29 protein-coding genes and 2 tRNA genes are annotated in these 22,414 nt (G+C 45.5%); 20 read left to right on the top strand and 11 right to left on the bottom strand.

Translation table 11 applies throughout. The features are described 5' to 3' along the window. Positions 1–22: 22 nt before the first annotated feature. Genes ICN14_RS03330 through ICN14_RS03320 form a run of 3 tightly spaced genes read right to left on the bottom strand, consistent with a single transcriptional unit; the run spans position 23 to position 2,271 of the window. Complete coding sequence (locus ICN14_RS03330) at positions 23–427, bottom strand: diacylglycerol kinase (protein ID WP_216224763.1); 405 nt, start codon at positions 425–427, stop codon at positions 23–25. 9 nt (positions 428–436) lie between these two features. Continuing rightward, positions 437–1,465 (bottom strand): glycosyltransferase family 1 protein, encoded by a 1,029-nt coding sequence (locus ICN14_RS03325; protein ID WP_216224761.1) that lies wholly within the window; start codon positions 1,463–1,465, stop codon positions 437–439. Next, complete coding sequence (locus ICN14_RS03320; protein WP_216224759.1) at positions 1,462–2,271, bottom strand: UDP-2,3-diacylglucosamine diphosphatase; 810 nt, start codon at positions 2,269–2,271, stop codon at positions 1,462–1,464. Before ICN14_RS03320 ends, ICN14_RS03325 begins: the two co-directional genes overlap by 4 nt. Before the next feature lie 85 nt (positions 2,272–2,356). Here ICN14_RS03320 and ICN14_RS03315 point away from each other — a divergent pair, with 85 nt between their 5' ends. From ICN14_RS03315 to ICN14_RS03295, 5 genes are all read left to right on the top strand, one after another. Then, positions 2,357–3,133 carry a 1-acyl-sn-glycerol-3-phosphate acyltransferase gene (locus ICN14_RS03315; protein WP_216224757.1) on the top strand — a complete coding sequence of 259 codons (777 nt, stop codon included), beginning with the start codon at positions 2,357–2,359 and terminating at the stop codon, positions 3,131–3,133. Between the two features lie 65 nt (positions 3,134–3,198). Next, positions 3,199–4,104, top strand: coding sequence for a polyphosphate kinase 2 (gene ppk2, locus ICN14_RS03310; protein ID WP_216224755.1), 906 nt, complete (start codon positions 3,199–3,201; stop codon positions 4,102–4,104). A gap of 48 nt (positions 4,105–4,152) precedes the next feature. Then, a complete protein-coding gene (locus ICN14_RS03305) occupies positions 4,153–4,980 on the top strand; it encodes a hypothetical protein (protein ID WP_216224753.1) in 828 nt (275 codons plus the stop codon). Beyond that, on the top strand, positions 4,977–5,549 hold the full coding sequence (locus ICN14_RS03300) for a chromate transporter (protein ID WP_216224751.1): 573 nt from the start codon (positions 4,977–4,979) through the stop codon (positions 5,547–5,549). Before ICN14_RS03305 ends, ICN14_RS03300 begins: the two co-directional genes overlap by 4 nt. Beyond that, the gene (locus ICN14_RS03295; protein WP_216224749.1) at positions 5,546–6,073 is read left to right on the top strand and encodes a chromate transporter; all 528 of its coding nucleotides are present in this window, start codon (positions 5,546–5,548) and stop codon (positions 6,071–6,073) included. The genes ICN14_RS03300 and ICN14_RS03295 overlap by 4 nt, the downstream gene beginning before the upstream one ends. A gap of 8 nt (positions 6,074–6,081) precedes the next feature. Here ICN14_RS03295 and ICN14_RS03290 read toward each other — a convergent pair whose 3' ends face one another. Both ICN14_RS03290 and ICN14_RS03285 read right to left on the bottom strand, forming a co-directional pair. Beyond that, on the bottom strand, positions 6,082–8,187 hold the full coding sequence (locus tag ICN14_RS03290; protein ID WP_216224747.1) for a TonB-dependent receptor: 2,106 nt from the start codon (positions 8,185–8,187) through the stop codon (positions 6,082–6,084). 86 nt (positions 8,188–8,273) lie between these two features. Beyond that, positions 8,274–8,639 (bottom strand): hypothetical protein, encoded by a 366-nt coding sequence (locus tag ICN14_RS03285; RefSeq protein WP_216224745.1) that lies wholly within the window; start codon positions 8,637–8,639, stop codon positions 8,274–8,276. 60 nt (positions 8,640–8,699) lie between these two features. Between ICN14_RS03285 and ICN14_RS03280 the strand changes: the two genes are divergently transcribed. From ICN14_RS03280 to ICN14_RS03255, 6 genes are all read left to right on the top strand, one after another. Then, a tRNA-Pro gene (locus ICN14_RS03280) sits at positions 8,700–8,776 on the top strand. A gap of 38 nt (positions 8,777–8,814) precedes the next feature. Further along, positions 8,815–8,891 (top strand) — tRNA-Arg (locus tag ICN14_RS03275). A gap of 121 nt (positions 8,892–9,012) precedes the next feature. After that, entirely contained in the window at positions 9,013–9,927 is a 915-nt protein-coding gene (locus ICN14_RS03270; RefSeq protein WP_370624801.1) for an amino acid ABC transporter substrate-binding protein, read from the top strand. 31 nt (positions 9,928–9,958) lie between these two features. Further along, positions 9,959–10,747: an amino acid ABC transporter permease gene (locus ICN14_RS03265; protein WP_216224744.1), complete on the top strand. Its 789-nt coding sequence runs from the start codon at positions 9,959–9,961 to the stop codon at positions 10,745–10,747. Positions 10,748–10,767: 20 nt separating this feature from the next. Beyond that, positions 10,768–11,436, top strand: a complete 669-nt coding sequence (locus tag ICN14_RS03260; protein ID WP_216224743.1) for an amino acid ABC transporter permease — start codon at positions 10,768–10,770, stop codon at positions 11,434–11,436. Between the two features lie 30 nt (positions 11,437–11,466). Continuing rightward, positions 11,467–12,201, top strand: a complete 735-nt coding sequence (locus ICN14_RS03255) for an amino acid ABC transporter ATP-binding protein (protein ID WP_216224742.1) — start codon at positions 11,467–11,469, stop codon at positions 12,199–12,201. A 1-nt stretch (position 12,202) separates the two neighbouring features. Here ICN14_RS03255 and ICN14_RS03250 read toward each other — a convergent pair whose 3' ends face one another. Then, positions 12,203–12,580 carry a carboxymuconolactone decarboxylase family protein gene (locus tag ICN14_RS03250; protein ID WP_216225020.1) on the bottom strand — a complete coding sequence of 126 codons (378 nt, stop codon included), beginning with the start codon at positions 12,578–12,580 and terminating at the stop codon, positions 12,203–12,205. A gap of 86 nt (positions 12,581–12,666) precedes the next feature. On the opposite strand from ICN14_RS03250, the gene ICN14_RS03245 reads away from it, so the two are divergent. The 4 genes from ICN14_RS03245 (at position 12,667) to ICN14_RS03230 (ending at position 15,009) form a co-directional block, all read left to right on the top strand. After that, entirely contained in the window at positions 12,667–13,014 is a 348-nt protein-coding gene (locus ICN14_RS03245) for a hypothetical protein (protein WP_255535937.1), read from the top strand. A 91-nt stretch (positions 13,015–13,105) separates the two neighbouring features. Continuing rightward, positions 13,106–13,795 (top strand): DUF3313 domain-containing protein, encoded by a 690-nt coding sequence (locus ICN14_RS03240; protein WP_216224741.1) that lies wholly within the window; start codon positions 13,106–13,108, stop codon positions 13,793–13,795. A 2-nt stretch (positions 13,796–13,797) separates the two neighbouring features. Next, positions 13,798–14,061, top strand: a complete 264-nt coding sequence (locus ICN14_RS03235; protein WP_216863204.1) for an EF-hand domain-containing protein — start codon at positions 13,798–13,800, stop codon at positions 14,059–14,061. A gap of 51 nt (positions 14,062–14,112) precedes the next feature. Further along, the gene (locus tag ICN14_RS03230; protein ID WP_216224740.1) at positions 14,113–15,009 is read left to right on the top strand and encodes an alpha/beta fold hydrolase; all 897 of its coding nucleotides are present in this window, start codon (positions 14,113–14,115) and stop codon (positions 15,007–15,009) included. Positions 15,010–15,014: 5 nt separating this feature from the next. On the opposite strand, the gene ppk2 (ICN14_RS03225) is transcribed toward ICN14_RS03230, so the two are convergent. Both ppk2 (ICN14_RS03225) and ICN14_RS03220 read right to left on the bottom strand, forming a co-directional pair. Further along, the gene (gene ppk2 / locus ICN14_RS03225) at positions 15,015–15,788 is read right to left on the bottom strand and encodes a polyphosphate kinase 2 (RefSeq protein ID WP_370624800.1); all 774 of its coding nucleotides are present in this window, start codon (positions 15,786–15,788) and stop codon (positions 15,015–15,017) included. Between the two features lie 30 nt (positions 15,789–15,818). After that, the gene (locus tag ICN14_RS03220) at positions 15,819–16,106 is read right to left on the bottom strand and encodes a serine/threonine protein kinase (protein WP_216224738.1); all 288 of its coding nucleotides are present in this window, start codon (positions 16,104–16,106) and stop codon (positions 15,819–15,821) included. 144 nt (positions 16,107–16,250) lie between these two features. Between ICN14_RS03220 and ICN14_RS03215 the strand changes: the two genes are divergently transcribed. Beyond that, a complete protein-coding gene (locus ICN14_RS03215) occupies positions 16,251–17,444 on the top strand; it encodes an MFS transporter (protein WP_216224737.1) in 1,194 nt (397 codons plus the stop codon). A gap of 24 nt (positions 17,445–17,468) precedes the next feature. Continuing rightward, positions 17,469–18,470 carry a sulfurtransferase gene (locus tag ICN14_RS03210; protein ID WP_216224735.1) on the top strand — a complete coding sequence of 334 codons (1,002 nt, stop codon included), beginning with the start codon at positions 17,469–17,471 and terminating at the stop codon, positions 18,468–18,470. A gap of 80 nt (positions 18,471–18,550) precedes the next feature. On the opposite strand, the gene ICN14_RS03205 is transcribed toward ICN14_RS03210, so the two are convergent. The 3 genes from ICN14_RS03205 to wrbA all read right to left on the bottom strand — a co-directional run bounded on the left by ICN14_RS03205 (position 18,551) and on the right by wrbA (position 19,834). After that, the gene (locus ICN14_RS03205) at positions 18,551–18,736 is read right to left on the bottom strand and encodes a hypothetical protein (RefSeq protein ID WP_015420997.1); all 186 of its coding nucleotides are present in this window, start codon (positions 18,734–18,736) and stop codon (positions 18,551–18,553) included. Positions 18,737–18,826: 90 nt separating this feature from the next. Continuing rightward, a complete protein-coding gene (locus ICN14_RS03200; protein WP_216224734.1) occupies positions 18,827–19,228 on the bottom strand; it encodes a DUF2069 domain-containing protein in 402 nt (133 codons plus the stop codon). 9 nt (positions 19,229–19,237) lie between these two features. Beyond that, a complete protein-coding gene (gene wrbA, locus ICN14_RS03195) occupies positions 19,238–19,834 on the bottom strand; it encodes an NAD(P)H:quinone oxidoreductase (protein ID WP_216224732.1) in 597 nt (198 codons plus the stop codon). Between the two features lie 18 nt (positions 19,835–19,852). Between wrbA and ICN14_RS03190 the strand changes: the two genes are divergently transcribed. The 3 genes from ICN14_RS03190 to aroC all read left to right on the top strand — a co-directional run bounded on the left by ICN14_RS03190 (position 19,853) and on the right by aroC (position 22,404). Then, on the top strand, positions 19,853–20,713 hold the full coding sequence (locus tag ICN14_RS03190) for a YihY family inner membrane protein (RefSeq protein WP_255535935.1): 861 nt from the start codon (positions 19,853–19,855) through the stop codon (positions 20,711–20,713). Between the two features lie 77 nt (positions 20,714–20,790). After that, positions 20,791–21,246 (top strand): CBS domain-containing protein, encoded by a 456-nt coding sequence (locus ICN14_RS03185; protein WP_216224730.1) that lies wholly within the window; start codon positions 20,791–20,793, stop codon positions 21,244–21,246. Positions 21,247–21,288: 42 nt separating this feature from the next. Then, the gene (gene aroC, locus ICN14_RS03180) at positions 21,289–22,404 is read left to right on the top strand and encodes a chorismate synthase (protein WP_216224729.1); all 1,116 of its coding nucleotides are present in this window, start codon (positions 21,289–21,291) and stop codon (positions 22,402–22,404) included. Positions 22,405–22,414: the final 10 nt, after the last annotated feature.

The following is a 22,414-nucleotide window of genomic DNA, read 5'->3' as shown; positions in this document are numbered from 1 at the left end:
CTTAAATCGTATAGGCCTTGTGTTACCAATGCATGACAAGGGGGGTACAGACCGTGATCCAAAGCAGTGCAGCAACTAGGAGGGCCAGCATCACAGCTGCTGAACCAAAATCTTTAGCTCGCTTAGACAAATCATGGTGATCAAATGAGATGCGATCAATTGCTGCTTCAACGCTAGAGTTCAATAACTCAACAACCAAGACCATTATTAGAGAGCTAACCAGTGCACATTTTTCTATCGGCGTGATGGGAAGAAAAAGTGCTACTGGCGTCAACACTGCCAGCAAAGTGAGTTCCTGTCTAAATGCACTTTCTTCCTGAAAGGCATACACAATTCCACACCAAGAGTTCTTGGCTGCATGCCAAGCTCTAGTAAGCCCTCGATTACCCTTATGGGGGTTTTGATTGATGTTGTAGGGGGTTGTCAAAATTCAGCCTTAAGCAAGAGCAGTAACATGGACTTCAGGCGATGGAACTGGCTTAAGATGATTGGCAAATTGTTCGGATGCAGCTTTCCAAGAGAATTTCTCAGCATGCTCCCTAGCTAATTCACGCGGAATTTTGAGTGCTTGTAGGCAGGCTACTCGTAAATCTTCATTCATAGCACCCGCTTGGGATTTGCCTAAAACATCAATTGGACCGGTAACAGGATAAGCAGCTACTGGCGTTCCACAAGCCATTGCCTCCAATATGACGAGCCCAAAGGTATCCGTCTTGCTTGGGAAGACAAATACATCAGCTGCAGCGTAGACCTTGGCAAGCTCATGCTGCTGCAAAACGCCAAGATAGTTAATGTTGGGGTATTTTTCTTTGATTCCAGCCATTGCTGGGCCATCGCCAACCACCCATTTGGAGCCCGGAAGATCTATCTCAAGGAATGCATTGATATTCTTTTCAACCGCAACGCGACCAACATAGAGAAAAATCGGGTGAGCAGTATTGAGTGCTTTGGAATCTTGCATCTTAAAGATATCAAGATCAACGCCCCTAGACCACAACACGACATTCTGAATGCCATACTTTTCTAAATCATCCTTAACCACAATCGTTGGCGCCATAACCGCCATAGATGGGCCATGGAACCAGCGTATGAATGCATAGGTAATTGCAAGCGGGATACCTGTTCGCGCTTTGACATACTCTGGAAAGCGGGTGTGATATGCAGTGGAGAAGGGCAGATGATTTTTAACGGCATAAGCGCGGGCTGATAGACCTAATGGACCTTCTGTAGCGATATGCATCGCATCTGGTGCGAATGCTTTAATTCTGCGAGCAACTTCTTTTCCAGGAAATAGTGAGAGTGCAATATCAGGATAGGTGGGGCAAGGAATTGATTTGAAGCCATTTGGCGTAATCATTTCCACTTCATGGCCCATGGCAATCAGTTCAGCGCGAGTTTGCTTTAGCGTTCTTACAACACCATTCACTTGTGGGTCCCATGCATCGGTGATGATCATAATTTTCATGCGGTAGCCTCTTTGATGAGTAATTCAACAGCGGGTTGAAGAGTAATTTCAGGAGCTTGAACTGGATCACCTTTGATCTGGGTCCAGTAAATAATTTTGAGTTCGCCTTCAGTCGTTTCAACTAATGCGGATAGGCTTTCAACCCAATCACCGTCATTGCAATAGAGCAGGCCATCAATTTCACGGATCTCAGCTTTATGAATATGCCCGCATACGACACCATCACAATTACGTAAGCGTGCCTCTCTGGCCATAATGTGCTCAAAGTCTGCGATGTAGCTCACTGCGTTTTTCACTTGATGCTTAAGATATTGAGAGAGGGACCAATATTGCAGACCCATCTTGACTCTCAACATATTGAAATATCGATTGATGTAGAGGATGAAGGAATACAGAGAGTCACCAACGTATGCCAGCCACTTTGCATATTGCATTACGCCATCAAACAGATCGCCATGAGTAACCCAGAGCTTGCGTCCATCTAAGGTCGTATGGATAACTTCTTCTTGTACCTTAATATCCCCAAAGGACATGCCAAAATATTGCCGGGCAGCTTCGTCATGATTGCCGGGGATGTAAATAACCTCTGCACCTTTTCGGGCCTTACGTAGCAGCTTTTGAACTACGTCATTGTGGGCTTGGGGCCAATAAAAAGATTGTTTAAGTCGCCACCCGTCAATGATGTCGCCAACTAAATAAAACTGATCGGCTTCATTATGTTTTAAGAAATCGAGGAGGTAGTTTGCCTGACACCCTGATGTTCCTAGGTGTACATCTGAAATCCAAATAGCTCTGTAATGCGTCATGAGTATGTATTAAGCACAAGCTTTATGTAATCCTCATGACGCTTTTAAGTCAATTTGATGACTTGATTTATATTGATGTTTGTTTATGAAAAACCTTGCACCCAACTGTCAGACAACCCAGACGCCAAAACTCCAGCAGATTTGGGTATGGACTCAGGTTTGGATTCATGTGCTTTGTGGTGTCTTTACACTTTCTTTTGTATTTCCTTTTCTTAAACGCACTAATAAAGACCGCAAAATTCAAGAGTGGTCTAGACGCCTTCTGAAAATATTTAATATTGAACTTGTTGTGCTGGGTGCCGATTTGATCAAAGGTATCCCATATCTTATGGCATCTAACCATATTTCTTGGTTAGACATACACGTGATTAATGCATTTAAGCCTATACGTTTCGTTGCTAAGTCTGAAGTGGCGGGCTGGCCCGTTTTCGGTTGGATGGCAAAACAGTTGGGAACTGTATTTATTCGTAGAGATAGTGCGCGCCATGCAAGACAGGTTGTTGGTCAAATTGCCGAGGTATTACAAACAGAGTCTATCTGCATCTTCCCCGAGGGAACTTCAACTGCTGGCGAAGGCGTTTTACCGTTTAAGCCTAATCTTTTTGAATCGGCTATCGTCGCTCAGGCCCCCATCTATCCACTTTCCATTCGGTATCTTTCAAAGGCCTCGCAGATACGTAGCGAGGTGCCTGCTTTTATTGGTGATATGGGTCTACTAGAATCAATGTCCAATATTATTAAAAACCGCTATTTCATAGCGCAAATTACCGTTCTACCCGCATTTTCAAGTCTGAACCGACCACATATTGATCGCAAGCGATTGGCTACTTACTGCCAAGAATCCATTGCCAAAACCCTTTAAACAGCATTTGTAATAAAAGTGTCATATCCTTGGGATACAAAGCTAGTAACGCCTCAGGGGAAGAAATGACATCAAAGCATAACGAGATGGCCGAGTGGTATCGGCGTGCTCAAGAAGAGATTCTAGATAGCATGGATGAAGAGCTCGAAATGGAGCTTGATGATGACCGTCTTTCTCAGGATGGTGGAAGTGCCTCAGTGATCCCACGCCACGTCTACTTTAAAGAGCTTTTTCGTCTGCAGGGTGAGCTAGTAAAGCTTCAAGACTGGGTGGTAGAGAATAAGTTGAAAGTTGCGGTTCTATTTGAGGGTCGCGACTCTGCTGGTAAGGGCGGTGCTATTAAGCGTATTACTCAGCGGCTCAATCCTCGTGTGTGTAAGGTAGTTGCCTTAACTGCGCCAAGTGAGCGAGAGAAGACGCAGTGGTATTTTCAGCGTTATGTATCAAATTTACCTGCTGGTGGTGAAATTGTATTATTTGATCGCAGCTGGTACAACCGTGCTGGTGTTGAAAAGGTGATGGGCTTTTGCACTGACGATGAGTATGAGGAATTTCTGCGTACGGTCCCAGAATTTGAGCGCATGATCATTCGATCAGGAATTATATTGATCAAGTATTGGTTTTCTATTTCAGATGATGAGCAATACAACCGTTTCATGATGCGTATTCATGATCCGTTAAAGCAGTGGAAATTAAGTCCAATGGATTTGGATGCACGTCGACACTGGGAGGCCTACACCAAGGCTAAAGAAACTATGCTGGAGCGGACGAATATTCCGGAGGCCCCATGGTGGGTTGTAGCTGCTAATGACAAGAAAAAAGCACGCTTAAATTGCATTACGCATTTGCTTGATCAGATCCCCTATAAAGAAATCGATCATCCAGAAATCACCTTGCCTGCTCGGGTTCATAACCCAGACTACTTGCGTGGTCCGGTACCCCCTGAAATGTATGTGCCAGAGGTGTACTAAGCATTAATAAAGGGTGTTAATCTCTTACTGAAATTAAGGGGTTAACACATGAAGCTACACGAATCCATTACCAATCGGGAGTTTAAGCTCCTGATCAAGCCAAAAGGCTTGGACCGACGTCGCAAAATTACGGAGCTCAGTGACCAAATTCACAAGTTCTGTAAAAAGAGCAAGGTGGATTTTTTTCATCTTGATAATGCGACTACTGGCCTTAGAAGTATTTACTTTTATGACACCCCTGGTGAAGATTTTCGTCGCAACAATGTTATTTTGCGCGTTCGCGAATCTCGCCAAAATGTCTGGGTCGATGATTGGTGTGAGGTAACTCTTAAATGCCGAGCGCATGATTTAGTAGAGTCCTCTAATTTCAATCCTAGCCCCAATAAAAAAATCAAATCGAGGTTGCGATTAAAAGAGGAAATATTGCGCGGTGATGGTGTCGGTTCAAAGAGATCAATCTATTCAAATAATGCGATTTTAGATGCAGTTCCTCTGGATGATTTATTCGATCGAACCTTAGGTAGCGCTATCAAATTTTTCCCTGGCCTGTCCCATTTGCCTATTGATAAAAAATTACCACTGCGGATTGTTGGCGGAACTACCAACAAGATATTGGAGGCTTGCTTGCCGATTGGTAACTTGGTATTTGGCGATGGCGTTCAAGCACACTGCGATATTGCCATTTGGATGAAAAGTGTAGGGGATCCTATCGTTGGAGAGTTGGCATTCTCCTATCGCGTTAACGATGAAAACCGCTCACAAGTAAAAGCGCACAAGCGCGCAGATAAGTTCTTTAAAAAGTTACAAGTTGAGCTAGCTAACTGGTTGGAGATCGGTAGTACTAAAACGGCTTTAGTTTATGGAAAACCAGAGTGAGTCTAGGTGCTGATCAGCTAGCGTCAAATGCGCAAGCTCCAAAGCTTGGGGATATATTTATTCAGTTTTTAATCATTGGCGCCATCAGTTTTGGCGGCGGCATTATTGCCTATGAGCGCATTCTTTTGGTAGATAAGCGTAAGTGGCTTTCCCCAGATGAATTCATGGCTTATCTGGCGATTAGCCAAACCATGCCAGGACTGAATTCAGTCAATATGGCCGTCTTAGCTGGAGACCATCTGCGCGGTGCCTTAGGTGCCATTGCGGCAACAATTGGCTTAATTTTGCCTGGTAGTCTCTTTGTGCTGGGTATGGGTGTCTTATATTCAACGGCGTCCGATCATCCTCTAGCTAATCTCATCTTAATTGGTATTGCAGCTGCGGCGAGTGGTCTGCTGGCTGCGGTTACCTATCAAATTGGCGGTGATAACTGGCGTCAACTTAAGTCGCTCTTGATCATTATTGCCACCTTCTTGTTGATGAGTATTGCGAAATTATCTTTACCGCTGGTTCTCCTCATCATGGCACCGATTGCGATCTATGTTTATCGACCAGGTAAGGGCATATGAGTCTTTTGATACATCTAGCCCTAAGCTTTGCCTTGCTGTCAATATTGGCGGTAGGCGGGGGAACAGCAGTGTTGCCAGAGATGCAGTCGTTGCTGTCACATCAGTTTGGCATTAACCATACTCAATTCATTCACATCTACAGTTTTGGCCAATTAGCACCGGGGCCTAATATGCTGATGGTGTTGGTGATTGGTTACCAATTGGCGGGCCTTCTGGGAGCAAGTATTGTTTTACTGTCATTCTTTTTGCCCTCTAGCGTGCTGTGCTTTTATATGGGCAGGTTATGGAATCGGTTTGGTGAGAGTCCATGGCGAAGAGCGATTCAGAATGCCTTGGAGCCGATTTCGATTGGCTTAATGGCTTCTGGTGTTTATGCCGTTGGTAAGGCATCGATCGTCGGTGGCATTACTGCGGCACTTGCCTTAGTGAGCTTTTACCTCATCCTCAGAACCAAAATTAATCCAGTATGGGTAATTTTAGGATCTGGAGGATTCGGCGCGCTACTCATGACGCATCTGAAATAGTCCAGGGTTTAAAAGGTACCTCTTAGACCCACCATTAAACTTCTTCCGGGTTGGGGTGCATACAATCTCACTGCCATTGGCGTAGTGGCATACCGAATCTGCTCATTCAGTAAGTTCTTTAAGTTTGCGTATACGGTCCAATTCACATCCTTGACTCTCTCGGTGTAAGAGATCCCAGCATTTAAGAGGTTGTAGCTCGGGGCAGGTCCAATTTCCCAGTTTGCCAAGCGATTCTGTTGGTAGCTGTAGATATAAGTGGCATTGGTAAGCCAACCATTTTTTTGATGTGCTAACTCTGCGCCTAAGCGGGGCGCCGGTTGTAAGGGTAGGTTGCCTCCAGCATCAAATGTTCCCTGTGAGGCATCGCCAAATACTCGTCCGCCTAGCCCAGTTTGATTCCAGTTGTAAGTCAGCTCACCCTCAATGCCTTTGATGGTGGCAGCAGCTTGCTGTGAAGTGACTACGTTAAAGCCATTGCCTTCTTGCCCACCATTACTGATTACGCTACCCGTGTAATAGCCATAAATATAGTTATTGAATCGATTGGCATAGATGCTTGCTTTGCTCCTCAACAAGCCACTAGTTTTCTGAATGTTGAACTCTAAGTTATGTGAAGTCTCTTTGGTGAGGTTGGGGTTACCAATGTCGAATGTTGCAGTAGATTCATGGGCGCCATAAGAATAGAGTTCTTGAGCACTTGGAGCTCGTTGCGAAACTGTATACGCAACGCCAGTTCCATACCCCTGCATAAAGCTCCATAAGCCACCCGCAGAGTAGGACATCAGATTAAATTTGCGATTCTGCAAGGCAATACTAGGTGTTGTTCCAGTAGGGTCAATTGTGGGCTGAGGCTCTAAGGTCGTTCCTAGATTGGGATTCTGCGCAACGTTGTTATACCGAAGGCCTAGGCTGCCCTGTAGAGAATTCCATTTGCCTTCTTCAATCCAAAATAAAGCATTGGAATTGGTTTTAGTTGGCGGAACAATTGCATAGCTTCCTGTACCAACTTCGGTCGCATTCAGAGAGGCAGCAGAGAATTGCGCTCCAAAGGTGCCTTTCCATCCAGCAATCGGATTGTGGGCTAATTCAAGGCGAGCCTCATTGGCGATATTTTTCCATTGCGATGCGGCTTCGCCTGCGTTATTAAATTCTGTGTGGTTGTAATTAGAGTTAGCGGCACTAAATTTGAAAGATGAAAATCCTGCAAACGGATCTCGAGTTTGATGCTGGAGGTCATATCGATTTTGTGACTGGTTAATCGATCCACCTTCTGGCGTTGGAATACCGTAATTATTATTGAGGCGTTCAACGGAAACGCCGGTATACCCTTTCTGTCCAATATAGGAAACACCAACACCTAAATTATTCTGATTGCTAAAAGAGTTAGGCAACTTACCGCTGTAATTGTTTCCGCCATCACCGCCTGGAGGGATGCTCCACCCAGCAGCAGGCTCTCCTTGCGATTGTGTTGAGTTGCCTGGTATGCGGTAATTATTGGCATTGTTAATTGCAGTATCCACGTGGACTGCAACAGAGCCGAAGGCACCATCCAATTCAACTGAACCAGCCCTGCCATTGTTCACCGTTTCGTAACTGGTATTGACTGCACCCGTAGGCCTATCAGGCAGGTTAGTGAGGATGCGGTCATTCACTACGTTAACAAGTCCACCGCTTGAGCCGGAGCCATAGAGTAGGGCGGCTGCACCACGCAAAATCTCCACTTGATGTGCGTTCTGCATATTGTTTCCAACAGCATGATCTTGAGAGATGTTTGAAACGTCGCCAACGGATAAACCATTTTGTAAAATTTGAACGCGAGAGCCTTCAAGCCCACGAATAACTGGACGAGATGACCCAGCGCCATAGCCTGTTGCCGCAACCCCTAATTCATTCGCAAGTGTGGCGCCTAAAGTCGTACCTAATTTGTTGAGCAGTTCATCGCCTTGCAAAATCTTGGTAGGCGTCAAAATACTCTGGGTGGCCTCTTGAGAGCCTGTCGCAGTAATCTCTAAACTCGGTGCAGTTGATTGAGCAGTGCTGACTGAACTCAACAATCCTGAGATCAGAATAAAAAGAAGTTTTTTCTTGCCTAAAAAAAGATGGTGGTGACGCATGGTGAAGCTTTCATTCTGTAAGGCACCCTCAAGTTGAGGTGCCTAGTAAATCGGTAGACCAAGTATTCGCTTGGTGTGATTCAGGCTTACAGAATGAAGCTAGGTGGAGCTCTAGATTGATATAGCCCAATGTGAGTTCGGGCCGGTGAGGCATCATTGGATGCCAGCTGCACTTCATGAGAGAAGTGGGTAGCAATGACAGGATTGGGTGTTGAGGCAATAAAGCCAGCAAGCGTAAGCGCATCAAGTAGATGGCAGCCAGCAGAGCTATGACTAAGGGTGGGAGCTTGATCGACACAGCTAAGCTCGATATTTTGGTTCTGGATACCGGAGTGAGAAATGCCATGAGCAAAGCCAATCCAGTGGGTACCTAGTAAGCTAGCAAGCAGAAAACTGAGGGCAATAAAGCCTTTGAGTTGCTTTCTGAGTTTGCTTAAAAAAGAGGCTTCCATGCACCGAATCTTACAGTATTTGCCCTCCTAGGCCATCTCGGTGTAGAATATCGATTCCGTCGGAGTGTAGCGCAGCCTGGTAGCGCACCTGCTTTGGGAGCAGGGGGTCCAAGGTTCGAATCCTTGTACTCCGACCACTTTCTCTTAGTTTTACGTATTTCAGTCCCAGTACACACTGCCTATAGCTCAGCTGGATAGAGCAACGCCCTTCTAAGGCGTAGGTCGCACGTTCGAATCGTGCTGGGCAGGCCACCCCCCCATATCTTTCCCCGCTTCTTTTGCCCTATTAAGGGATATTTCCACTATTCATTTTGATATCTATATATATACTAGTGCTGTTAATTTTGATGTTAATAGACGATAGGAGATATTCGTGAAAAGCAAAAAACTCAGTACTAACTGCTTAATCGCTGCAACATTGTTGTTGGGTGCTGTAAATGCCCATGCTGCTAGCCAGACGATGGATAAAATTAAATCTACCGGTACTGTAACTATGGGCGTTCGTGAATCGTCTATTCCAATGTCATACACCACTGGCGATAGTCGCTTTGATGGCTATCACGTTGAGATTTGCCGCATGATTTTGGCTGACGTCAAAGACAAGTTGGGTTTGAGCACTTTGCGCATTAACTATCAACCTGTTACATCGCAGAATCGCGTGCCTTTAGTTCAAAACGGCACAGTGGATATTGAGTGCGGTACAACCACTAACAATACAGCGCGCGCCAAGGATGTTGGTTTTGCTAACACTCTCTATGTTGAAGAAGTTCGAATTGCAGTGAAGGCGAACTCTGGTATTACCTCTATCTCTCAGTTAGCTGGAAAAAAGGTTGCTACAACGACTGGTACTACTTCAGTGCAGTTGTTACGCAAACATGAAAAAGCTAACGGTGTAAATTTTGAAGAAGTATTTGGTAAAGACCATGCAGACAGCTTCTTATTGCTCGAGTCTGGCCGTGCCGATGCTTTTGTAATGGATGGTTCAATCTTGGCTGGCAATATTGCTAACTCCAAGAATCCAAAGGACTATAAGATTGTTGGTGAGGTTCTAGCAACTGAGCCTATCGCAATCATGGTTCCTAAGAATGATCCAGAATTTAAGGCCGCTGTAAATGCTGCTATTGCGAAGATTGTTGCCAATGGCAAGATGCCTGGATTGTGGAACAAATGGTTCTTGGCTCCAATTCCACCAAAGAATATTGTTGTAGGTCTTGAATTGTCTCCAGCAACTAAAAATGCTTGGGCAAATCTAAACGACAAGCCTGCTGAAGATTACAACAAGAAGTAATCAGCACATTTACTAAATACGAGTTAACAATATGTCTTTAGATTTAGGTGTTTTTTGTAAAAACACCTTGGATGGAGAAGTGGTGGATCACTGCTTCTCCGCTCTTTTTGGCTTAGCCCAAAATAGCGATCCAAGTTACCTAGACTGGCTGATGAAAGCCTGGGGCTGGACTTTGGCTGTAGCAGGTCTTGGTTTGACTATTGCTTTAATTCTGGGGGCGGTGATGGGTACTCTTCGTACCTTGCCAACTACCACCTCTCTTAATCGATGGCTCATTCGTATTTCTACTGCTTGGGTAGAATTATTTCGAAATATTCCCATCTTGGTTCAAGTATTTCTTTGGTATCACGTCATCCCATCTTTTGTATTGCCCTTAAAGTCTCTGCCGTCTTACTGGTTAGTAAGTATTGCTCTTGGCTTCTTTGCATCTGCCCGCATAGCTGAGCAGGTGAGGGCGGGTATTCAGGCATTACCGAGTGGGCAAACAGCTGCTGCAACTGCATTAGGCTTAACCACTGCCCAAAGTTATCGTTACGTTATCTTGCCAATGGCATTGCGGATCATCATTCCACCGCTCACATCCGAGAGTATGAATTTAATTAAAAACTCCTCTGTTGCCTTTGCGGTTTCCGTGCCGGAGTTGACCTTATTTGCGATGCAAGCTCAGGAAGAAACATCTAAAGGTGTCGAAATCTATTTGGCGGTTACTTTCTTATATGCTCTCTCAGCATTCGCGGTAAACCGCGTCATGTCTCAGATTGAAAAGCGTAGTCGCATTCCGGGTTTCATTGTGTCCAATGATGCAAGCTTGGCTCACTAGGTGTTGATAGGGTTGATGATATGTTGAGCTTAGATCTGAGTTTTTATAATTGGGAATTATTTACCAACTACATTCTGAAGGGTTTGTTATTCAGTGTGCAGTTGACAGTTTTTGCAACAGTTGGCGGCATCCTCTTTGGCACATTCTTGGCCTTAATGCGTTTGTCTGGACGGCCAGCGTTGGTGTATCCCGCCACCTTCTATGTGAATACGATGCGCTCCATTCCTTTGGTGATGGTGATTCTCTGGTTCTTCCTATTGATTCCGATGTTGATTGGCAGGCCAATTGGAGCAGACCTTTCGGCCACGATTACCTTCATTGCTTTTGAGGCGGCATTCTTCTCGGAGATTGTTCGTGCCGGTATTCAATCAGTGTCAAAAGGTCAAACCTATGCAGGTGAGGCTCTGGGAATGACCTATGGTCAGAACATGCGTCTTGTGGTTTTACCCCAAGCCTTCAGAAATATGATTCCAGTATTTATGACGCAGACGATTGTTCTGTTTCAAGATACCTCTTTAGTCTATGCAATTGGCGCCTACGACTTACTTAAAGGATTTGAGATTGCCGGTAAAAACTATGGCCGACCAATCGAAACCTATATTTTGGCTGCGGCTACTTACTTTGTAATTTGTTTCTCGCTTTCTAAAGTGGTGCGCAAGATTCAAGCTAAAGTCGCCATTATTCGCTAATCCCATCCAGTGCAAATTAAATAGATCATCATGATTGAACTTCAAAATGTTTCCAAATGGTATGGCTCATTTCAGGTATTAACTGATTGCTCCACATCGATTAAAAAGGGTGAGGTTGTTGTGATTTGCGGACCTTCAGGTTCTGGTAAATCCACCCTGATTAAAACCATTAATGCCCTTGAGCCTTTCCAGGCGGGTGAGATTTCCGTTGATGGCATTGCTCTGCATGACCCCAAAACCAACTTACCTAAATTGCGCTCCCGAGTGGGTATGGTGTTCCAACACTTTGAGCTGTTCCCACATCTGAGTGTTACTGAAAATCTTACGCTTGCTCAAATGAAGGTCTTGGGTAGGTCTGCTGATGAAGCAAAAGCCCATGGTCTGAAGTATTTAGAGCGAGTGGGTTTGATGGCGCAAAAAGACAAATTCCCAGGACAGTTGTCTGGAGGTCAGCAGCAACGGGTAGCAATTGCACGCGCCTTAAGTATGGATCCGATTGTGATGCTGTTTGATGAGCCAACATCAGCCCTTGACCCCGAGATGGTGGGTGAGGTGCTCGATGTGATGGTGAAACTGGCTAACGAAGGTATGACGATGTGTTGCGTTACTCATGAGATGGGTTTTGCACGCAAGGTGAGTCACCGCGTTATCTTCATGGATCAGGGAAAAATTATTGAGGATTGCAGCAAGGACGAGTTCTTTGGCAATCCCGAAGCTAGATCGCCGAGAGCCAAAGATTTTCTCTCAAAAATTTTAGATCACTGATTTAAATTCCCATCTCAGCAAAGACTTCTTTCGCGCATCTAAAGCTATCAATCGCTGCTGGTACGCCACAGTAGATTGCAGTCTGCATTAGGATTTCACGAATCTCGTCTTTGGTCAGGCCGTTATTAATAGCGCCTTTTAGATGTAACTTCAGTTCGTGAGGGCGGTTCAGTGCTGTCAGCATAGATAAGTTGATCATGCTTCTTGAGCGGCGATCTAGTCCAGGTCGATTCCAGATATCGTTCCAGCAGTATTCGGTGACTAATTCCTGCATGGGCATATTAAAGTCGCCCGCATTCTTGATGGAGTTATCTACATACTCAGACCCCAGTACCTCACGGCGAGTTTTTAGGCCTTTTTCAAATGCTTCTTTATTCATCTTGATCTCCTGTAGTGATGCCATATCGAATGGATTCCATATATTGCCACTATTCATGTAGCGTTGTTTAGCCTAGAATGATTCCCATGAAAATCATCACCCCTATGCGCATTGCCGCTCTGTCTATCGCGCTTGCTCTGCTAAGCGCCTGTTCCGTTGATAAGCTCGAGGCAAGACTTCAAGCTGACCCAGAATGTAAGCCAGTTATGAATGCCAAGACTGGCGCTTTAATGCCTTGCCCTGGGACTGATAAGCAATTTTATAAATCTATTCCAGCCTTAAACGTGAGTGCGCCTAAGGCAACCCAGGCTGTAGCAACTACGCCAACTTCAGCTGGCGTAACATCAAGCCCAAAAGCGACTGTTGCACCAGTTGAGTGCAAGCCGCAACTTCATCAAAAGTCGGGAAGCTTGATGCCTTGTCCGGCTCCCTAGGGCAGCATGAATTGCAGCGCCGAATGAGGCGTATGATCAGTTAAAACTAGCTCAAGAGCTAATGCCAATCACACTACACACTGGATACAAAATGAACAAATTAGGCGCTTTAGTTGCAGCAATCTCTGTAGCTACTTTATTGGCTGCTTGTAGCAATACCCCGAAGTTGGCAAGTCAACCAATGCCTAGGTCTGGCTTCTTGCCAGATTACTCTGTGCTTGTTCCGATGGCGACTTCAGAAGCCGATACTCGTATTTGGAGATATCGCAAAGCTGGCGTGAATCCAGGTACATACACTGCGGTAATCTTGGATCCAATTTATTTGAACCAGAACGCTACTAAAGAAATTTCTCCACAGGTAATTAATCAGGCCAAGGTGGCATTGCAAGACTCCATGGTCAACGCAGTGATGAGCCGTGGCAATATTAAGATCGTGAATCAACCTGGTCCAGGTGTAGCGCGTATCTCTGTTGGTATTACTGGTGCAGAAAGCTCAGCTGACAGTTTGCAGCCATGGAATTTCACGCCAATCGGTTTGGCAATGAATGCGGCTGCTTATGCTGGCGGTGTTAACTCTAAAACTCCGGCGATGTTGGTAGAGAGCAAGATTACTGACAGTCAATCCAAAGAAGTGCTCGGCGAAGGCTTGGTAACCATTCAGGGTGAATCATTCCGTACCGGTGGCGGCTCAGTTGAATCATTTGTAGCTATGGCTAAAAAGGTGGTTAAGGTAGCCATGGAAACTTCTGCTGACCCAAGAGCAACTGCCACTACTAAATAATTATGCGAAATCTCATTACATACTTAAGTCTTATTGGATCAGCGGCATTCATATTTGCAGCCGTCCCTGTGCATGCTGATGATGCCTCGCGTAATAAAGAAATTCAGGAGCGTTTTGCTCAATGTGACGTGAATCGCGATGGCAAACTAACTCTTGATGAAGCCAAGGGTTGCATGCCTCGCATCTATGATCATTTCAGTATGATTGACTCCCAGAATAAAGGCTATGTCACTGTTGCAGAAATTGAGGCGGTAGCGAATAGGTAATGATTAATTACATTGAAGAGCCTCAGATGAGGCTCTTTTTTATTGGAGTAGATGATGACGTACCTAATTGAAGGCTTTAAAGATTCCATCATTACGGTTCCCTCTGAAGATGGCCCTATTAATATTGCTTGCCAGACTGCGGGTTCTGGGCCTGCATTGCTATTGCTACATGGTTTCCCTCAAACCAAAGCCATATGGAGACATATCGCCCCTGAGTTAGCAAAACGATTCTCAGTAGTTGTAACCGATCTTCGGGGTTATGGTGCTTCATCAAAGCCGGCCGGTGCACCTGATCACTCTACTTATTCAAAAAGAGCCATGGCTGCTGATCAGCATGCTGTGATGCAAGCGCTTGGGCATAAAAAGTTTTCTGTATTGGGTCATGACCGTGGCGGTCGGGTATCGCATCGCTTGGCGATGGATTTTCCTGAAAGTGTGGAGCGTTTGATGGTGTTGGATATTTCCCCGACACTGACGATGTATGAGAACACCACAATGGAATTTGCCAGGGGCTATTGGCATTGGTTTTTCTTAATCCAACCCCATCCCATTCCAGAAACGCTCATTGGTGCCAATCCCGAGTTTTGGATCGGAAATCATATGGGCAGACATGCCGGGACTGGAATTTTTGATGCGCAATCTTGGGCAGAGTATTTAGCGGGTGCAAGTAATCCAGAATCCATGCATGCCATGTGCGAGGACTATCGTGCTGCAGCCACCATTGATTTAATTCATGATCGAGCCGATAGGGATGCTGGAAAAATGCTAGCGATGCCCTTAAGAGTTCTCTGGGGTGAGCATGGCCTAGTTGCTAAGTGCTTCTCACCAATTGAAGATTGGAAGAGAGTGGCAAAGACTGTCTCTGGAAAAGGTGTCCCATGTGGACATTACATTCCCGAGGAGCTGCCTCAAGAGCTTCTTGCTGAGGCGGAACTATTTTTTATTTGATTGGGTCACTTGAACAATTTGGGAAGTTTTTTGGATCCCACTGGCCAAGTTAAAACAATCTTTGGGTCAATCTTGAGGATTTTCTTGTCTTTCTCTGGATAAGAAAATCTTGATAACAAATCCGCAATCAGATTGAGGTGTGCAAGCTTTTTGTCATTTGCATTAATGACGGTCCAGAGTGCATCTGATGAGCTAGTTTGCTTGAGCATTTTGTCTCGAGCGTCTGAGTAAGCGTCCCACATCTTCTGAGCTTTCTGATCTATAGGGCTAATCTTCCACTGCTTCAGCGGATCTTTTTCTCGATCTTTGAGTCTTTTAGCTTGCTCTTCTTTGGAGATGTCTAGGTAGTACTTTACGATTTGAATATTCGATTTTACAAGCAAGGCTTCAAAATCATTCACTGTTGCCATGAATAATTTATATTGATCATCAGTGCAAAATCCCATTACTTTTTCAACGCCGGCACGGTTATACCAACTTCGATTAAAGAGGATCATTTCACCGGCCGAGGGTAGCTGCGCAACGTATCGTTGAAAGTACCATTCATGCTCCTCAATCGAGGAAGGGGCCGCTAGGGCAACAACCTTAGTGTCTCTCGGACTTAAATTTTCAGTAACGCTTTTAATGCTTCCATCTTTGCCTGCGGTATCACGCCCCTCGAAAATAACTAAGAGACGCTTACCTTTTTGAATGATGTGGCGCTGGAGTTTGACTAATTCAATTTGAAGAAGTCGTAAATCTGCCTCGTAAGTATGTTCGGGGACCAAAGATTTGCTCACGGGCAGTCTTTACTATCAATACTTCTTTTATTAAGCAGTTGTTGCTGGAGCAACTTTTTTAGCTGGAGCTTTTCTGGCCACCGCTTTCTTGGCAGCCGCTTTTTTCGCTGGAACTTTCTTAGCAGGTACTTTTTTGGCAACCACTTTTTTAGCGGGCGACTTTTTCGCTACAGCTTTTTTAGCCGGCGCTTTCTTGGCGGGAGCTTTTTTCTCCATCTTATCCAAGGCCTTTGCTAGCTTATCAATTAACTTTTCTCTATCGGCTTCCAGCTTGTCTAATTTTTTCAATAATTGCTTTACTAATTTTTTCTGACTCATGGTGTATTCCTTTAAAGAGAGTGCTATTTGTTAAAACTTGATAAAAGGCTGACGCCTACCCATCGATCCTACGTCCTATTGGGGTGAGTTTCAAGCGATTGTGACAGTCTGAGCTGTATTTAATTTGATGCTAAATTGAGTCGTATGTTCAAAATTTTATTCTCACTCCCCAGAACTGTGTGGCTTATAGGCCTTATTAGTTTTGTGAATGATGCTGCAAGTGAGATGCTATATCCCTTAATGCCGCTCTATCTCGCTACTGTGCTCATGGCGGGACCCAAAGCGCTAGGCTTAATTGAGGGGATTGCTGAGGCTAGCTCTAGCATCTTTAAATTGGTTTCTGGTGTGATAGTTGATCGTACAAAAAAGACCAAGCCTTGGATTGTGATTGGCTATTTTTTAGCAGGAATTGGTAGACCCTTAATTGCCCTGGCTAATTCTTGGGCTTGGGTTTTATGTATCCGTTTTACCGACCGCCTTGGTAAGGGATTGAGAAGTTCTCCACGGGACGCATTGCTAGCGGAGAGCGTTGAGCCCAATAAACGTGGCATTACATTTGGCCTACATCGTTCGATGGATAACGCAGGCGCAGTCTTTGGACCTCTGATGGCAGCATACTTGTTATGGATGGAAATTCCATTGCGAGATATCTTTCTATGGGCAATAGTGCCTGGCATTATTACTGTGACTTTGGCTCTCTGCCTTAAAGAGCCAGCTCGCGAGCAAGCAGTGGTGAAACCATTCTCGTGGTCACTCATAGGCCTGCCGCCTCAGTTCAAGCGCTATATTTTGGTTGCTGGAATTTTTGCTTTAGCAAATTCATCTGACATGTTCTTATTGTTAAGGGCGAGAGAGTTAGGGGTTCCTCAAGAGCAAATTCCTTTGCTGTGGGCTGCCATCTCCTTGATCACAACTATTTTTGGAACGCCGCTATCTGCACTCTCGGATCGATTCAGTCGTAAAAACTTTATTCTGATTGCTTGGGCTGCATTTGCATTCTTTTATATTGCAATGAGTTTTTCTGGCATCACTCTATGGATGCTTTGTGGGCTATTTGCCATTTACGGATTGTTTAAAGCCGCAACCGAAGGTGTAGAGAAAGCTTTAGTGGCAGATCTCGCTCCAAAAGGGATGGCAGGAACTGCTTTTGGTTGGTTCAATCTCATCTCGGGATTGATGTTGCTACCAGCGTCGCTGATCTTTGGGTGGCTTTACGAATCCTTTAACCCTAGCTATGCTTTTTTGTTTTCAGGGTCTTGCGCTGGACTGGCATTTCTATTGCTTGCTTTTTGGGTATTTCCCAGTCGGCAAGAGCATCAGGTTTATATTAACCCTTAGCTCAACCTCTTAGAAAGTATCTACATGAAATGCCTGATCAGACACCTTTTCTCTCTAAGCCTATTCCTCATCAGCTCTTTGGCTTTAGCCCAACAAAATGATGCCATTATTCAAACGGCCCAAGTGCAAGCGGCTATGGCACGAGGCGCAATCATTTGGGATGTGCGAGATGAAAAGAGTTATCTAGAAGGACACATTCCCGGTGCCATCAATATCGGTGATGCTGGCAATACTCTGCGGGATGCAAATAAAGAGGATTACATTGCCACTGCCAAGATTCAGGCGATTTTTAATCAGGCAGGGCTAGATATTAATAAAGACATCGTGGTGTATGGCTCGCGCGGAAATCCTTATGCTTACTTTGGCCTTTATACGATTAATTATTTCGGCGGGAAGCAGGCTCAAATCTATCATGACGGTATCGATGCCTGGAAATCAGCTGGCTTGCCCTTGCAAAAAGATCGCGCAACCTTACCGGCAGTATCTGTAGTGCTGGTACCCCAGTCTCAGTTAGTAGTTAGCAATGAGGAAATGTTAAAACTTGCGCAATCTAAATCTGTTCAAATTATTGATGCTAGAACCCCTGATGAGTTTTCTGGGAAAGATGTTCGCGCGATCCGAGGTGGTCATATTCCTAATGCGGTCAATATTCCCTTTGAGGAAAATTGGCAGGATCCCGCTACTTCTATTAAGTTAAGTAAGAAGCAGGTTGCTGATAATTCTGGCATGACACTAAAAAGCCAAGCGGATTTGAAAAAGCTGTATTCAAGCTTGGATCCAAATCAGGAGACGGTAGTCTATTGCCAAAGTGGGGTACGTGCATCTGAAACCGCAACCGTTTTAAAAAATCTAGGCTTCAAGAAAGTGAAGGTCTATGACTCATCTTGGCTTGGTTGGGGAAATAACCTAAAAGCTCAGGTCTCGGACGAAACCTTCTTAAATGTTGGTGCATTGAATGCCAAGATGGCGGCTATGCAAAATAAGATCAATCAATTGGAAGAGGCCTTGAAGGCAAAAAGCAATTGATTTCCAATGTCTGCTAGCTCAGAAAATTAAAAAACCCCAGAAAATGACATTCTTCTGGGGTTTTTTGTTAATACGGTGAACTATTCTGGATGGAAGTTATTGCTGGCCATAAAGCTAATAGTGCGCTCAAAGCCCAAAATGCGGATATAGCGCCAAGCGATATCGCGGTATTTGCTATCTAAATAGCCAATCGCGACTTCAGGCGTCCTTTTGGACAAGTCGATCTGTTGAATTGCACGGGCCCAACGTTTGAGTCTTGTTGACATATTTGCCACCTCCATGACCATACAACGCATGGAAAAGTGGCTGAGATGACAGGAATAAGTAATATTTTTGAAGAAATTAGCAAAAATCAGTCAAATCGACTGTTTTTCAGCCTCAGCCCGCTCTTTTTTTGCCGCTTTAGCGCGTGCTTTGATGGGTTTTAGGTACATCAGCAGGCAAATGAAGGCGACAGTGCCTATGGTGGTTTCTAGGACAGCCATCCAGAAATTAGCCCCAGTTTCCAAAATACGGACCAATCCCTCGGTGATGTAGAGCAAGACCAGCATCGAGGCCCATTGCATGGTGTAGACATTACCTTTCCATAGACCTGGGATGGCAAATAAGAGGGGGATGGCCTTCAGAATGAGCCAAGAGCCACCAGGTCTGAGGGGGGAGATAAACCATTCCCAGGCTATGCACAGAATGAACAGGTCAACAAAAGCTGCAGTAGCAATGAGCTGATATGGATTTTTGGAGAGCCAGCTTTTGAGCATAAGTAACCTTTAAATAAGTTTGAGAGCGGTCAGTGCCAGGCGTTTACCTTGGGCAATGGCTAACCGTTGCTCTTCGGCACTAATCGGCGCTCTGCCATCAGCATGGGCAAGGTGGGTGACGCCGTAAGGACTGCCGCCGGTTGAGGTGCTCATCAGATCGGGTTCGCTATACGGAATACCCATGACCATCATCCCGTGGTGAAGCAGGGGAATCATCATGGTGAGCAAGGTGCTTTCTTGTCCGCCATGCAGGCTGCCAGTACTGGTAAAGACGCAAGCAGGCTTGCCAACAAGAGCGCCATTCATCCACTCAGAGGAACTGCCATCCCAAAAGTATTTCATCGGGGCGGCCATATTGCCAAAGCGAGTAGGGGATCCAAGCGCTAAACCGATACATTCTTTTAAATCTGAGTACTCAACATAAGGGGCGCCATCAGCTGGGACGGCAGCTTCAGTGGATTCGCAAACGGTGGAGATGGCTGGGACCGTGCGTAATCGGGCATTGGCTCCTGGAACACTTTCAATACCTTCAGCAATCAGGCGTGCCAGGTCTCGCGTGGCTCCGTAGCGTGAGTAGTACAAAACTAAAATGTCGGATTGGCTCATATTCTTCTCTAATCTCTTATGATATGGGCGATGCGCCTCATTCGTAATCCTCAATTATGGCTCTCTCTTGGAAAAGAGATATGGGAGCGCAATCGCGGCCAGAATCTCAAGCAGGTGGCGGCTAGTTTGGCCTTTACTACTACGCTTTCCTTGGTTCCGATGTTGACGGTGGCCTCCATTCTGATTGGCTATCTACCGAGTGTCGTCAGGATTAAATATGCCTTTCAGGCATGGCTGCTCGATACCTATATGCCTGGTGGACTTAACCAGCAGGTCTTTAATTACTTAGATCAATTTTCAGCGCAGGCTAAAGGTCTTACCTTAATTGGTTTGCTTGGACTGGTGATTACGACCATCATGACAATGGCAGTCATTGAGAGCGCCTTTAATCAGATCTTTCGCATCACTCAGAGACGACCTATTCTGAAGAAAATTGCGATCTACTCAGCGGCCACTATTTTGGGCCCCATCCTTCTGGGTGTTGGGACCTATTTGAGTGGTCTTTTATTTGGCGCTGCTGAAGGCTGGACAGAGACCCTGAGCTTCGGCTTGGGCTTTATCGCAACAGTAGTGCCAGTGCTGTTGGCAATGTCCGTTTTTTCGGTAGCCTACAAAATTCTTCCTTATGCCCAAATTCAATGGCGTGATGCTCTTAGCGGCGCATTCTTTGCGGCGCTGACTTTTGAGTTGATGAAATTTGGCTTCGGCCTCTTTTTAACGAATGTAGCCTTTTACAAAACGGTCTATGGTGCCTTTGCCATCTTCCCATTGGCGCTCATTTGGATTTACCTGACTTGGTGGATTACCTTAGCTGGAGCCGTCCTGGTTGCCAATCTTCCCAGCATTCGGAGTGGGGTGATTAGGGTTATTCGTTACTGAATTCCCTCACTTGACCCTTGATTCCTTCAGGGCTTAAGAATATATTGATCAAATAAGAACTCATTGCTGGAGACCGTATGAAAGTTTGTGACATATTGCGCGTAAAGGGCAGCACACTCTTTACTGTGGCGCCAGACACTGCTTTGCAAACTGCCGTCTTAGTGATGAGCGAGCACGATATTGGTTCTCTGGTCGTTATGGAGTACGAAAACCTCGTGGGTATTCTGACCTTCCGAGAAGTGATCTCAGCATTGGCGAAGCACCACGGTAAATTAGATGACCTCAAGGTAAAGAGCGTGATGAATGCCAAGCCGCTGACCTGCAATATGGAAACAGAGATTGATGAGGTGCGTCGCATGATGTTGGTTGACCATGCCCGCTATCTGCCAGTCATTGATCAAAAGATGCTGATGGGCGTGATTTCTTTCTATGACGTGGCTAAATCGGTAGTTGAGGCTCAAGACTTTGAGAACACCATGCTGAAGGCTTATATCCGCGACTGGCCGGAAGAGGCCGAAAAGGCAGCCCCTTAAGCAGCCTAGCCTGATAGCCCTGACAAATGACATAATGTCGATATGTCAGGAAATACTTTAGGCCTTCTCTTTACTGTCACCACTTTTGGTGAATCCCATGGTCCCGCGATCGGCGCTGTTGTTGATGGCTGTCCTCCAGGAATGTCTTTATCCGAAGCGGATTTGCAGATTGATTTAGATCGTCGCAAACCAGGAACTTCGCGTCATGTGACTCAACGTCAAGAAGCTGACAAGGTTGAGATCCTGTCTGGTGTTTATGAAGGCAAAACTACCGGTGCGCCAATTGGATTGTTAATTCGGAACACCGATCAACGTAGTCAAGATTACGGCAATATCTTGCAAACATTTAGGCCTGGCCACGCGGACTATGCATACCACTACAAATATGGTTTACGAGATCCTCGTGGTGGTGGACGCTCTTCAGCAAGATTGACTGCGCCTGTAGTGGCCGCAGCAGCAATTGCGAAGAAGTGGTTGAAAGAGCAATATGGCACTGAGTTTTATGGCTACATGAGTCAGCTCGGTGAAATTGAAATCCCATTTAAAGATGCGGCCCTGATTGAGAGCAATCCTTTCTTTGCTGCCAATGCCGATATCGTTCCTGAATTAGAGGCTTATATGGATTCACTGCGTAAGGCAGGGGATTCTTGTGGGGCGAAGATTGAGGTGCGGGCGCGTAATGTGCCGATTGGATTGGGTGAACCCTTATTTGATAAGTTGGATGCTGATATTGCGCATGCCATGATGGGTATCAATGCTGTTAAGGGTGTAGAGATTGGTGCAGGCTTTAAGTCAGTAGCGCAGCGCGGTAGCGAGCATGGTGATGAATTACATCCAGATGGTTTTGCTAGCAACCATAGTGGCGGCACTTTGGGCGGCATCAGTAGCGGCCAAGATTTGCGTGTATCGATTGCAATCAAACCAACCTCGAGCATTCTGAGTCCAAAACAATCAGTTGATTTGGATGGTAAGCCTATTACTGTGCAAACCAAAGGTCGTCATGATCCTTGTGTTGGCATTCGGGCAACGCCGATTGCTGAAGCGATGCTAGCTTTGGTATTGATCGATCACGCTTTGCGTCATCGTGCCCAATGTGGTGATGTGAAACATACTGTTCCGCCGATACCGGCAGCACGTCCCGGTTCAGCAACCGATTAAATAAAGCTAA

The organism is Polynucleobacter sp. MG-27-Goln-C1 (genome assembly GCF_018881905.1).
Taxonomy (GTDB): Bacteria; Pseudomonadota; Gammaproteobacteria; order Burkholderiales; family Burkholderiaceae; genus Polynucleobacter.
This window is presented reverse-complemented; position numbering and strand designations above follow the sequence as displayed.

Excerpts from the sequence above, each read along its gene's own strand:
- ICN14_RS03325 (WP_216224761.1), bottom strand. The coding sequence starts at position 1,465 with ATGAAAATTATGATCATCACCGATGCATGGGACCCACAAGTGAATGGT.
- ICN14_RS03320 (WP_216224759.1), bottom strand. The coding sequence starts at position 2,271 with ATGACGCATTACAGAGCTATTTGGATTTCAGATGTACACCTAGGAACA.
- ICN14_RS03315 (WP_216224757.1), top strand. The coding sequence starts at position 2,357 with ATGAAAAACCTTGCACCCAACTGTCAGACAACCCAGACGCCAAAACTC.
- ppk2 (WP_216224755.1), top strand. The coding sequence starts at position 3,199 with ATGACATCAAAGCATAACGAGATGGCCGAGTGGTATCGGCGTGCTCAA.
- ICN14_RS03305 (WP_216224753.1), top strand. The coding sequence starts at position 4,153 with ATGAAGCTACACGAATCCATTACCAATCGGGAGTTTAAGCTCCTGATC.
- ICN14_RS03295 (WP_216224749.1), top strand. The coding sequence starts at position 5,546 with ATGAGTCTTTTGATACATCTAGCCCTAAGCTTTGCCTTGCTGTCAATA.
- ICN14_RS03290 (WP_216224747.1), bottom strand. The coding sequence starts at position 8,187 with ATGCGTCACCACCATCTTTTTTTAGGCAAGAAAAAACTTCTTTTTATT.
- ICN14_RS03285 (WP_216224745.1), bottom strand. The coding sequence starts at position 8,639 with ATGGAAGCCTCTTTTTTAAGCAAACTCAGAAAGCAACTCAAAGGCTTT.
- ICN14_RS03265 (WP_216224744.1), top strand. The coding sequence starts at position 9,959 with ATGTCTTTAGATTTAGGTGTTTTTTGTAAAAACACCTTGGATGGAGAA.
- ICN14_RS03260 (WP_216224743.1), top strand. The coding sequence starts at position 10,768 with ATGTTGAGCTTAGATCTGAGTTTTTATAATTGGGAATTATTTACCAAC.
- ICN14_RS03255 (WP_216224742.1), top strand. The coding sequence starts at position 11,467 with ATGATTGAACTTCAAAATGTTTCCAAATGGTATGGCTCATTTCAGGTA.
- ICN14_RS03250 (WP_216225020.1), bottom strand. The coding sequence starts at position 12,580 with ATGAATAAAGAAGCATTTGAAAAAGGCCTAAAAACTCGCCGTGAGGTA.
- ICN14_RS03245 (WP_255535937.1), top strand. The coding sequence starts at position 12,667 with ATGAAAATCATCACCCCTATGCGCATTGCCGCTCTGTCTATCGCGCTT.
- ICN14_RS03240 (WP_216224741.1), top strand. The coding sequence starts at position 13,106 with ATGAACAAATTAGGCGCTTTAGTTGCAGCAATCTCTGTAGCTACTTTA.
- ICN14_RS03235 (WP_216863204.1), top strand. The coding sequence starts at position 13,798 with ATGCGAAATCTCATTACATACTTAAGTCTTATTGGATCAGCGGCATTC.
- ICN14_RS03230 (WP_216224740.1), top strand. The coding sequence starts at position 14,113 with ATGATGACGTACCTAATTGAAGGCTTTAAAGATTCCATCATTACGGTT.
- ICN14_RS03220 (WP_216224738.1), bottom strand. The coding sequence starts at position 16,106 with ATGAGTCAGAAAAAATTAGTAAAGCAATTATTGAAAAAATTAGACAAG.
- ICN14_RS03215 (WP_216224737.1), top strand. The coding sequence starts at position 16,251 with ATGTTCAAAATTTTATTCTCACTCCCCAGAACTGTGTGGCTTATAGGC.
- ICN14_RS03210 (WP_216224735.1), top strand. The coding sequence starts at position 17,469 with ATGAAATGCCTGATCAGACACCTTTTCTCTCTAAGCCTATTCCTCATC.
- ICN14_RS03205 (WP_015420997.1), bottom strand. The coding sequence starts at position 18,736 with ATGTCAACAAGACTCAAACGTTGGGCCCGTGCAATTCAACAGATCGAC.
- ICN14_RS03200 (WP_216224734.1), bottom strand. The coding sequence starts at position 19,228 with ATGCTCAAAAGCTGGCTCTCCAAAAATCCATATCAGCTCATTGCTACT.
- wrbA (WP_216224732.1), bottom strand. The coding sequence starts at position 19,834 with ATGAGCCAATCCGACATTTTAGTTTTGTACTACTCACGCTACGGAGCC.
- ICN14_RS03190 (WP_255535935.1), top strand. The coding sequence starts at position 19,853 with ATGATATGGGCGATGCGCCTCATTCGTAATCCTCAATTATGGCTCTCT.
- ICN14_RS03185 (WP_216224730.1), top strand. The coding sequence starts at position 20,791 with ATGAAAGTTTGTGACATATTGCGCGTAAAGGGCAGCACACTCTTTACT.
- aroC (WP_216224729.1), top strand. The coding sequence starts at position 21,289 with ATGTCAGGAAATACTTTAGGCCTTCTCTTTACTGTCACCACTTTTGGT.